General features: G+C 49.2%; 9 protein-coding genes. All 9 read right to left on the bottom strand.

The window, feature by feature from the left end; all coding sequences use genetic code 11:
• Positions 1-12: 12 nt before the first annotated feature.
• Entirely contained in the window at positions 13-1080 is a 1068-nt protein-coding gene (locus ACGHCT_RS21115) for a TRAP transporter substrate-binding protein (protein ID WP_256281151.1), read from the bottom strand.
• A gap of 242 nt (positions 1081-1322) precedes the next feature.
• The gene (locus tag ACGHCT_RS21120) at positions 1323-2009 is read right to left on the bottom strand and encodes a YitT family protein (protein WP_226903608.1); all 687 of its coding nucleotides are present in this window, start codon (positions 2007-2009) and stop codon (positions 1323-1325) included.
• 9 nt (positions 2010-2018) lie between these two features.
• Entirely contained in the window at positions 2019-2774 is a 756-nt protein-coding gene (locus tag ACGHCT_RS21125) for a creatininase (RefSeq protein WP_226903607.1), read from the bottom strand.
• A 22-nt stretch (positions 2775-2796) separates the two neighbouring features.
• Positions 2797-4632 (bottom strand): hypothetical protein, encoded by a 1836-nt coding sequence (locus tag ACGHCT_RS21130; RefSeq protein WP_256281154.1) that lies wholly within the window; start codon positions 4630-4632, stop codon positions 2797-2799.
• On the bottom strand, positions 4601-5617 hold the full coding sequence (locus ACGHCT_RS21135; protein ID WP_154256743.1) for a glycosyltransferase family 2 protein: 1017 nt from the start codon (positions 5615-5617) through the stop codon (positions 4601-4603). The genes ACGHCT_RS21130 and ACGHCT_RS21135 overlap by 32 nt, the downstream gene beginning before the upstream one ends.
• Entirely contained in the window at positions 5614-6540 is a 927-nt protein-coding gene (locus ACGHCT_RS21140) for an NAD(P)-dependent oxidoreductase (protein ID WP_154256745.1), read from the bottom strand. Before ACGHCT_RS21140 ends, ACGHCT_RS21135 begins: the two co-directional genes overlap by 4 nt.
• Positions 6537-8378, bottom strand: coding sequence for a thiamine pyrophosphate-binding protein (locus tag ACGHCT_RS21145; protein ID WP_390437433.1), 1842 nt, complete (start codon positions 8376-8378; stop codon positions 6537-6539). Before ACGHCT_RS21145 ends, ACGHCT_RS21140 begins: the two co-directional genes overlap by 4 nt.
• Before the next feature lie 12 nt (positions 8379-8390).
• Entirely contained in the window at positions 8391-9704 is a 1314-nt protein-coding gene (locus ACGHCT_RS21150; protein ID WP_390437434.1) for a hypothetical protein, read from the bottom strand.
• Positions 9705-9706: 2 nt separating this feature from the next.
• On the bottom strand, positions 9707-10903 hold the full coding sequence (locus tag ACGHCT_RS21155) for a lipopolysaccharide biosynthesis protein (protein WP_390437436.1): 1197 nt from the start codon (positions 10901-10903) through the stop codon (positions 9707-9709).
• Between the last annotated feature and the right edge of the window lie 24 nt (positions 10904-10927).

The raw sequence follows: 10927 nt of genomic DNA on the forward strand, positions 1-10927 counted from the left end.
ACGCTCACCTCATTATTTGCATGCTTGAATTTTCTCTACCAGTTCCTTATTCAGCCCTAAGCTGTCAAGCTCATCGTAGACACCGGCTGCCGCTTCCTTCCATTGGGCTTTATCTACATCTGTCACTGTAACGCCGGCATCCTTCATCTTCTGGACAGCCTCGTCTGTATAGCCTGCACTGTATTCCCTCTGATACGTTTTGGCCTCCTCGGCTGCCTTATCAAATGCCTCCTTCTGTGCATCGGTAAAGCTGTCATAGGTGCTTTGAGCAATCATCAGTACACATGGAGAATAGAATAGGTCAATCATAGAGACGTATTTCTGGACCTCATACACTTTTGCAGACTCAATAATGGCAATGGGGTTCTCCTGTCCGTCCACCGTCCCCTGCTGAAGAGCGGTGAAGATTTCACTCCACGCCATAGGAGTTGCCGTAGCCCCAAGCTCCTTATAGGTGGCCATATGTACGTTGTTCTCCATGGTCCGGATTTTCATACCCTTCAAGTCTTCCGGTGCAACAATTTCTTTTTTGTCGTTTGTTACTTCACGGAACCCGTTTTCCCAAAAGCCCACTCCCTTGATTCCCTGACCCTTCAGTTCTTCCAAAAGGGAGGCGCCCACTTCACCGTCCAGTACTTTATATGCCTGCCGGGCATCCTCAAACAGATACGGCAGGTCCAGTACAGCAAAATCAGGGACAAAGTTCGGAATGGGGCCTGTAGATATCAGACACATCTCCTGTACTCCCATGCCTACATTTTCCATCATGTCACGTTCATTTCCCAGCTGAGAGTTGGGATAAATATCAATAGTCATCTCCCCGTGGCTGTACTCCTCCAGTAATTTCTGCATCTCCTGCAGGCCCTTTACGTAGTGTCCCTCAGGGGCTGTGGTCGTACCTGCCTTCAGGTGCACTGCTGCACTCTCAGATCCCAGCATGGTATCCTCTGACCCGCTGCCGGCTGCCGTAGTCTTTGCAGTTCCTGTTTCATTGGAGGCACCTGCGCCTCCCCCGCCGCAGGCCGTCAATGTGCCTGCCAATGTTACTGCTACTAATGCTGCAATCACTCGTTTTTTCATGCGCTCTCTCCTTCTCTTTTTTGGGATTTTAATTGGTGCCTATGTTTTTATGGTTAATCATAGGCAAAATACATCCAACGTTTAACGTCTTTGGTTTTACTATTATAAATGATATTTTTGCTGTTGTGTTGGGATTTACTGGATCCTCACAGAATCTTAACACCTGGAGTCTAACGATGCAAAAATAAAAAGCGCAAAAAAGCAGCGGCACAGTTTCATATCAAACTGTACCGCTGCTGCAGCTATCCTACTGTAATTTTCTCTTTCTTATCCGCCTCTTTCTTCACCGTCCTCAGCATATTTTCCATGAAGCCAAGCTTTCTAAGAAAAAATCTGGCGATCATCCCCACGACTACCGCCGCTGCTATGGTGCCCTCTCTGACTCCTTGAATACCATGAAACATCACAGCCGAGATCCCTCCGGCGATGACAGTCATGGAGGCGTCAAAGGCCACCTTAGTACTGCCGAATTCTCTGTGATACACTGTGGAGACCGCATTTACAAAAGCTTCCCCCGGCAGCATTACCACATCTGCCAGCACCTCCATAAATACGCCGAACCCCAGTATCACACAGCCGCACAGAAGAAACAGCAGCTTCATGTAATACACCTCAGGGTGGACCCATCTCAGAAAGATCATAGTTATATCAATGAAATACCCGAATAAAACAGAAACCGGTATCTGCAGAAGCTGATATTTTTTAAAATCCCTCTTAAGAATCAGCATTTGTCCCAATATGAGCAGGATACTCAGGACAATGGTAAACTGACCGATGGTAGGGGTGAACCCCAGACTTAAAACGTATGGAATGCTGGAGATAGGAGAGGTTCCCAGATCCGCCTTTGTAATACAGCTTACGCCCAGTGAAGCGATGAACAGACCTGCCAGGAAAAATAAATAACGTTTTATTAGTTCTCTCTTTTCCATTTATCCCCCTCAATCCCCGGGCATTTCTTTCCGGCAGATATTTACTAGTTCCGGTATCACAGCCGCTACGATCTGCTCTCCTTTTTCCGATGATGAGGAATAGGCACTGGCCAGAGCACCTGTCTCCGGGACATCCCCCTTTTTCAGAGGGTACCTGAAATAGGGCAGTGCCTCTGCCGGCTCCGCCTCCGCCATCCGCTCCAAATGGCAGAGCTGAGGCGCAAAATACATCATCAGGGAAGTCTCTGTCACCGCCGCATGTTCAAATGCCCAGCCAGGAAACGGTACCTGGTCAAATATCTTTTCGATCACTTCCTCGGAAAGAGGATCCCACCAGTTAGATTCCACAAGAAAGGCAGCTCCCTTGGTATCTCTGTTGACAAGATCCATTGCCTCTACAAGAAAAGCCTCATTTTCGAAATGGGCGTTCATAATAAAAATTTTTGTAAATCCGTCTCTGACCAGCTCCATCAGCACATCATAAACCAGGCGAATTACGGTTTCTCCATTTAAGTCAATAGTACCCGGAAATAAGGGTCCTCCCCCGCTCAGCGGTTTTGACTTATACCCATAAGACAAGGGCGGCATCACCACACCGTCTATTTTTTCTGCCAGCCGCAGGGCAAACTGCTCTGCAATCACTGCGTCCGTGCAGATAGGCAGATGCAGGGCATGCTGTTCCACAGCCCCAACCGGCAGGATGACTACCCTGTCCTTTTTCGCCGCAAATTCCGGCCAGGTCATTTCTTCCATACGATATGTCATAGCTTTTTCCCCCAATCCTTTCCTATTTGTCAATCCCCCGTATTTTCATAATCAGCTGCTGATCCGTGTGGTTTCCGTTTTCATCCAGGGCCACTTCGGTCTCATCCTCCCCTGCCTCCTTATAGTAGCCTGAGATACACCCGATCTCCACTGCGGGACTGGTAAGCTCCAGCTCATACAGCTGCCCTTTTTCCACCTCCACTGGCCCCTCAATCACAGAATACAGAGCATCCTCACTGGTAAAGGGAAGCGTATCTACCTGTCCTTCATATACTACCGTTCCATTTTCATGGCTGCGCACCACTACGTTCATGTACGAATCGTTTATCCGGTAATGCAGGCACATTTTCATCTGGATATCTGTCAGTGTATTGCCGTCGGCATAGAACAGCTGCCGGACGCTGGAGTCTTCACTCACATCCACCTCCACACACTCCGCCAGTTCGGTGGAAGAGTTATCCTTGAAGATCACTTCCCCTCTCACCACACTGGCCAGGCAGAGGAAGGCCGGTACCGCGAAAGCCAGAACACCCACCGCAAATGCGGCGCGGAGCTGGTTCAGAAGTCCTCTGGATACCTCAGTTCTCTGATTGGTGTGAAATCTGGGATGGTTAAAGACAAAATATGCCAGCAGGACAACCCAGATGGCAGTGGCCAGAAGCGTCTCATCATGAAATCCATAGATATCCCACATACTTGTGGCAAATTGCCGCCCTTTTATCAGATATTTAAAGATTCCCCCTGTCAGCACACCGGCGCCTACCAGGGAATGACTCATGAATATATACATGGCTGCCATAAGAATATTAGTAATCATAACAAAAAGATTGCCGTTTTTATTCCGGAAGATACTGAGCAGCAGGAAGGGAACAATCAGCAGAAGCCACTGAGGGTTCCAGTTTGCCAGTCCGAACAGGGTAAAACTCATCCCTGTGGTGAGAAAAAGCGCCCAGGACTGAAGTTCTCCGGGAGCTGTGGTTTTTCTCTGATACGCCCAGACCAGAAGGAAGGCCGCCATCGCCATCATCAGGTTAATCCCTGAGATGAACCCAACATCAAAACCATTGTCTACGAAGTCAAGAGCCCCAAATCCCAGAACACTCCTGTGGAAGTAAGGGGAACTCCAGTTTGGCAGTACTTCCGCAGCCAGTGGAGCCAGGGCAGGAACGGCATACTTTATGATATTCCGGATTTTCTTCTCTTTCAGAACCAGCAGAATCAGAAAATAGGCGAGGGCCTGATACTTGAAGGTGGCAGCCATTCCGAAGGCAAGGGCAAACTTCAGCATATCCCACTTTTCACCCTTAAAGTAAAAGTATAAGCCCACTACCACAAAAAATACAGTAAAGATGTCGTACTGGCTGAAGATAAACTGGCTGTACACCCCAATGGGGAAAATGATAAACGCATACTTACAGAGTCTTGCTTTTTTCTCCCCAAATCCCAGGAGCAGTGCGATTTTATAGATTACATGCGCTGTAATAAAATACAGAAGCACCGGAAGGAGCTTATACCACATGTTGCTCACAAAGGAATTCACGGTATTGTCCGCAGGGGCCCCCTTCAGTAAATAGAGAGGCAGGTTCCACACAGCAAACGCAATGAACGTACTGGGCATGTAATTGGCATAAAAATTTCCGGATTGCTCAAAGCTTGCCTTATAAAAGTCAAATGGATGCTTATAGAGCAGGAAGGAACGGTTTCCTGTCACTCTGATATCCCCGTGCACAAAGGCAATGTACAAAAAAGCCAGCACCGCAATAGTGACTATAATATCTAATTTGCTTATTTCTTCGCTTTTCAGCAGGGGAAGTCCCTTCCACCTGCTAAACAGCGTCTCTCTGTCTTTCTTCTTCACAATTCTTCTCCTCAACTAACGCTTCTTCTTCGGAACCGGAAGTTCCGTCCTCAAAATTAATTCTTTCCTCCTCTACTACCAGCGGCCTGTCCAGCACCCTGGTATTAATGCTGAGTACATATTCCCCAAGAAAACCTATAAAAAATAACTGAAGGGCACCCAGAAAGAATACTCCAATAAGCATAGGGGCAACTCCTGCGGAAAACCTGTCCCAGTAGATTAATTTCATAATAAAGTAGAAGAGACCGGCCAGAAAACTCAGTCCGGCCACCAAAAAGCCCAGAAAAGTAGCCATACGCATCACAACTTTGGAGTAGGAAGTAATCCCCACCATGGCGTAGTCATACAGGCTGTAAAAATTGTTTTTACTTTTTCCTGCCTTTCTCTTCTGCTGCTCATAGGGAATGGCTTTATAGTCATACCCCAGTTCCGCGATAATCCCTCTCAGATACGGCATGGGATCGTGGAGCTGCCTCACCACGTCCACAAAGGATTTATCATAGAGGCCAAAGCCGGTAAACTGTTCAATATGATCAATATCTGTGATCCGTTTTACCAGTTTATAGTAGCAGGCCCGGATAGCATACATAATGCGCCTCTCCTTGCTGGATTTCTTAATGCCTATTACAATCTTATGCCCGTTTTCCCATTCCTGCACAAACTTTTCAATCATTTCCACGGGGTCCTGGAAATCCGCACACATTCGGATGGCACAGTCCCCGGTGGTCTGTTTCAGACCATATACAGGCGAGCGCATCTGTCCGAAGTTTTTTGTGTTGAAGATCGCCTTTATTTTTTTATTTTCTCTGCACAGATCCCGAAGATAGTTTTGGGTCTGATCCTGAGAGTGATTATCTATGAATATAATTTCATAGTCGTATCGGGAGAGCTTCCGAGTAAAGACTTCTGTTATAGCCGCTGCCAGAGGCTTTACATTCTTCTCTTCATTGTACGTTGGAATAATCACGGATATTTTCTTCTTCATTTTACATTTTTCTCCTTAAACCACTCTACTGTTTCCTTAATCCCCCGCTCAAAGGTATATTCAGGAACAAACCCCACATCTTCTGTAAGGGTACTGATATCTGCGCAGAGGTTCATCACAGCTCCCGGCGGATATGGACGTTTCCCTATGCCGGGACGTACCCCGGGTGCCGCTGCATCCCGCATCTCATAGATGTATTCCTTTAAAAGACGGGCTTTTCCGCTTCCCACACAGTATACGGCACCGTCTCTTCCCCTCTCTCCTATGAGATAATACGCCCTGCCTGCGTCCTTGCTGTACAGATAATCCCATCTCTGCTCTCCGGGGGTAAACTCTCCCGGCTGCCCTCCGAGGAATTTTTCTATACTGCTCATGATCATAGAGCTTTCCTTGTCATGGATTCCATATACACTGAAGATCCTGGGCCAGATACATTCCATACCCAGCTCCCGGCAAAGGAGAAATGCCAGCTTACCCGCTGCCAGCTTGCTGACTCCATAGGGTGTCTGGGGGCTGACCGGGGCCCCGGGGCCGATCCGTTCCCTATCCAGCACTCCGTATTCCGCCTGGGATCCCGCGCCGATAAACCTGCGGCACCCAAGTGTCTTTGCCGCCCGCACCGCATCCAGGGTGTACTGAATATTATTGCTTTGGAGCTGTACACTTTTATCCCTGGACGCACCGGTATTCCCCCAGGCAATATGATAAAAAGTATCGCAGGAATCTTTGATGAGATCCGGCAGCCGCTCCAGTTCTTCCAGGGGACAGTGGATGATCCTCAGCCGCTCATGAGGGGGAAGGCGAAAAAGCTTGGGGGAGTCCTCCCGCACCGCCGCGTAGACCAGCAGCCCCCGGGCCAGGCATTCCTGCACAAGGGCTGCCCCTATCATACTGGTAGATCCGGTTATTATAATTTTCTTCACGATTCTTCCACCTCCAGGGGGATGTACATATTATCTTTCAGCTCCTCCCGGTCCAGGAAGGGATACATGTCCTCCAGCGTCGCAGATACCATGGTGCCGTCGGGAAGCTGCCGGGAAGCGGTCTTTGGCTCTGTCTTCTGATATTTTGTTGCGTATACCTCGCAGATGCAGGGGGGTTTTGCCCTCAGAGCGGCCTTCAAATCCTCTCTCAGAGTCTTCCCGGATCTGCAGCTGCAGTAGGGATATCCGTAAGCCTCTGCCAGTTTTCGCAGCTCCGGAAAACTGAGATCCCCGCTTTCCTCTCCCACTCCGACCAGCGGCTCTCCAAAATAATTGCTCTGGGTCTGCCGGATGGAGTGATACCCCTGGTTATTAATGACAAAGATCCGTATAGGGAGCCGGTTGTGGAGAATGGTCTGCAGCTCCTGAAGGTTCATCTGCAGACTTCCCTCCCCTGTGACACAGATTGTCTCCCTTCCCCCGGCAGCGCTGACACCGATAGCGGCAGGGAGGCCATACCCCATAGAAGCCGTATTGGGGTTGGTAATGAACCTCTGGTTCTTTTTGATGACAGATGCCTGACTTCCCGCCACACGGGCGGTGCCCACGCTCACTACCATCTGGGCTCCCTCCTCCAGCAGGTCCGTTAGCTCATGATAAAAGGCATAGATATTGGTATATCCGGGTTCCAGGTCTTGGTAATGTTCCTCATTCACAACCGGATATTTCTTTTTCCAACCAAGGCACTGTTTCCTCCATTCTTCCCCGGAAAACCACGGGTGTCCGGGAGAACATCCCCGCTCTCTCACCTCCGTCAGAAGCTTATGTATCAGGTCCGCGGCATCCCCGCATACAGGAAGGCTGACATGGAGATTGGGCTTTTTCAATTCCTCCCCGTCAATATCATTTAAGATAGTATAAGCACCCCGGGCCCAGCTTTTATATTGGAAACCAGTCTGCACAAAGCTCTGGCGGCTGCCCAGAGAGAGGAGTACATCACAGTTCTGGACTGCAAAGTTTCCCGCCCGGTCCCCGGTCCCCCCGTTTCGCCCCGTATACAGAGGATGGTCCGTCTCCATGGCATCCACGCTGCTCATTCCTGTAACTACAGGTATCCCCAGATGTTCCGCCAGAACATGGAGTTCGCGGATTGCCCCTGACAGCCTTACCCCATTTCCCACAAACAATACGGGGCGGGAAGCTGTCTTTATCTTCTCCAGAATCTGTTTCACCGTATCCTCCGGCACGGCGCAGGGCAGCTCTCCGGCGTCTTCTTCCGGGTGGTAGGGGAGCAGCTCCTCTGTCTCTATGACCGCACCCTGAACGTTCAGAGGCACATCCAGCCACACAGGCCCCGGACGCCCGTGAACGGACAGATACAAAGCCCGTTCCAGATGATAGCGTATGCTGAGAGGGTCCGTCACCATCACCGCATATTTGGTCATAGGGCCTGCTGACTGCACGATGTCATATTCCTGCACCCCCATACTGCGGAGCCCCAGCCCCGTACTTCTCACCGTAGTGTCATACCGCACCTGACCGGACAGAACCAGCATGGGAATGGAATCCATCCAGCCGCACAGCACACCTGTAAGGGCATTGACTGCCCCCGGCCCTGAGGTAACGCACACGGCCGCTAACCGGTTATTCACTCTGGCATATGCCTCCGCCGCCATGGCCGAAGCCTGTTCATGGTGGTTATAGATGCACTTCAGCTCCTGGTGATGGCCGAAGGCATCGTTTAAATGCATGGCACCCCCTCCGGTGACGGTAAACACATGCTTTACTCCCCATTGGGAGATATAATCTGCAATGTAATTGGATACTTTCTTTTTCATACTGCTGCCTTCCTATTTCTCTTTCCAGCGGTTCTCGCATACCATACGCTTCCCTGAGGCCTGTATGGGTATCTCATCTACGTAGGTTACACGGATGTCTGCTTCCTCCCCCAGATATCTGCGGTACAGCCCTACCACTTCTTCTTCTTTTATCTTTTCACGATCTGCATTTAGAAGCAGCTCATACCGGGTTCTGTCCCACTGGATGCATTTTGCCTGATGGACAATGCCTTCCAGATGGATCAGTACATTCATAAATACGTGTATGGACAGCGGCTCCCCTTTGCAGTTGAAGAGCAGAGACCCTCTTCTGCCGTAGATTTCCGTGAGTGTGCCGTGTACTCTTCCTTTTTTATCTGTTTTCAGCTCCATAATCCCGGTGTCTCCTGTATCATACCGAATCATGGGAAACATTTTATTATAATAATCTGTGACAACAATCCGGCCCAGCTCCCCCGGAGAGGCTGGCTCATCGGTGTCCAGCTTCAATATTTCTACATAAAAATTATAGAGATCTATGGTGTATCCCTTCTCCTCACCCAGCTGAATGGCAATAAATCCATTTTCATTATTACCGTAAGAGCGGACAGGAGAGAAACCGAACTCCTCTGTGAGAAGGTGATACGTATCCCAGGGAAGGGCCTCCCCCATGGCAAAGATCATTTCCACACTCCAATCCTTTACCTCGATCTGATTGCGGGATATGTAGCTGGAGAGCGCGGTCAGCGCACTGGAGTAGCTCACCAGTACCTGTATCTTTTCTCTCCGGATCCGCCTGCAGATACGGGCCAGGGCATCATCCCCCATATTGGAGATGTCAATCATCAGCAGATTATTTTTAAATGATTTCCACCTGCTGATGGTATTCTTTCCCGGGATCCATACCCGGAACTCCCCCCTTTTCATCCCCATCCGGAACCCATTCAGTTCCATGCAGGAGATAAAGTTCATATTTACACGGTTCATTTTATCGCCGTCGCATATGACCGTGAAGGGAGTTCCCGTAGAGCCGCTGGTGCTCAGGGAATATATTTTCCCTTTATCCCGGTATCCCTCACAGGGAATCTCCTCATAATGTTCCAGGTAATCCCCCTTGTTCAGCACCGGGAAATCCTGAAGGCATTTTGCCCCCTTATACTTTCTGTAATAAGGAGAATTCTCCTTGGCATAATCCAGAATCTTTTCTATTCTTCTGTCAATATATTCCGGGGTGACCCCCTGGACAATTTCCCGTTTATTTACTTCTTTTAGCCGGTTCAGCTTCCCCCCCTGAAGGGCATCCAAACCATTAAACGCCCACCGGCGCAATACTTCACCTACCTGCATATTCATCCTTTCCTGGCTTTCGCCACACCCAGTAGTATTACTGCCCCTACCCTGAGGCAATTGGCCGCAAGAGAAGCCCAGGCAAACCCAAGAATTCCAAATGCCTTCGTCCCTGCAGCTGCCAGTACCAGCAGAAGTACAAAATGTGCTGCCTGCAGCCACAGCTGCCATCTCTCATCTGTAAAGGTCAGCACAAGTATAAATAAAAATGCCGAGAGCAATCCCAAAATCTGCGTCAGATTGGTAACCAGAATCAGTCCTTTTACGGATTCATACAGATTCCCGTAGAACAGCCGGATAAAAATGGGTGTGGCAATCTCGCAGAACAGAAAAAACAGAGCACTGACTCCCAGTCCGGCGGCCACCCCTTTTAAGAACTGTTTCTTGGTGAGGGTCTCTCTGCGCTTTGTCAGATAGGATATCACAATAGTATTCACCGGCGCAATTAACAGCACCATGGTTTTTCCGATTAAAGAAACTACGTAATATTCCGTAACCGCCACATTTCCCATCAGCCGGTTCAGCACCAGGCGATCCATATTCAGGGTAGTATTGGTGATAAGATAAGATAGCGTAAGGAACAGTCCCCGGTGTATCACCACGGAAAAGCTGGCGCTTCTGGAAAAAAATCCTCTGAAAACGGTACCTGAGATCCCCACATACAAAAGGGCCAGAGATTCCCCCACAAGGAAAATCAAAAACCAGTTTCCGCTTGCGCGGTAAAGAAAAAAACCTCCCAGATACCCCAGAGAAATCATCAGATAGTAGATAAAGTACCTCTTGTAGTTCAGGTTCAAGCGGTATTCCACATCCCCGTAGTACCGAAAAATTGTAATCATTAACAATAGAAATGTGGCTAGATAGGCAGAAGGAGTGTGCAGTTCCTTCCCTGAGCAGCCCAGCGCCGCCGCACTTCCCACCACACCGAAAATCAGGATTGTCCAGTCATAATCTCCGTTCGTTACCGGATAATCCCTTCTCACCACCAGACGGCTGGTATTCAGTGACTGGCCTACAGAAGGGCAGAGTATGCTGACAAGCCCCATAATATACAGGAGATTTCCCAGCTGCTCTGCCCCCATCTGACGGTTCAGCAATGGATAGATCACAAGCTGCAGAACGCCGTTCATCAGCAGCATTCCGCCCATGGTATACATGGTATTAGTTATAATTGTTTTGTTCTGTCTCCCCACTTTCACTTGTGATTTACCTGCTTTCTGTAC

The organism is Lactonifactor longoviformis (assembly GCF_042848515.1).
GTDB classification, from domain to species: domain Bacteria; phylum Bacillota; class Clostridia; order Lachnospirales; family Lachnospiraceae; genus Lactonifactor; species Lactonifactor longoviformis.

What these genes read in the sequence shown, in the direction of transcription:
- ACGHCT_RS21120 (WP_226903608.1), bottom strand. Translation starts at nt 2,009, where the DNA reads ATGGAAAAGAGAGAACTAATAAAACGTTATTTATTTTTCCTGGCAGGT.
- ACGHCT_RS21150 (WP_390437434.1), bottom strand. Translation starts at nt 9,704, where the DNA reads ATGCAGGTAGGTGAAGTATTGCGCCGGTGGGCGTTTAATGGTTTGGAT.
- ACGHCT_RS21125 (WP_226903607.1), bottom strand. Translation starts at nt 2,774, where the DNA reads ATGACATATCGTATGGAAGAAATGACCTGGCCGGAATTTGCGGCGAAA.
- ACGHCT_RS21145 (WP_390437433.1), bottom strand. Translation starts at nt 8,378, where the DNA reads ATGAAAAAGAAAGTATCCAATTACATTGCAGATTATATCTCCCAATGG.
- ACGHCT_RS21115 (WP_256281151.1), bottom strand. Translation starts at nt 1,080, where the DNA reads ATGAAAAAACGAGTGATTGCAGCATTAGTAGCAGTAACATTGGCAGGC.
- ACGHCT_RS21135 (WP_154256743.1), bottom strand. Translation starts at nt 5,617, where the DNA reads ATGAAGAAGAAAATATCCGTGATTATTCCAACGTACAATGAAGAGAAG.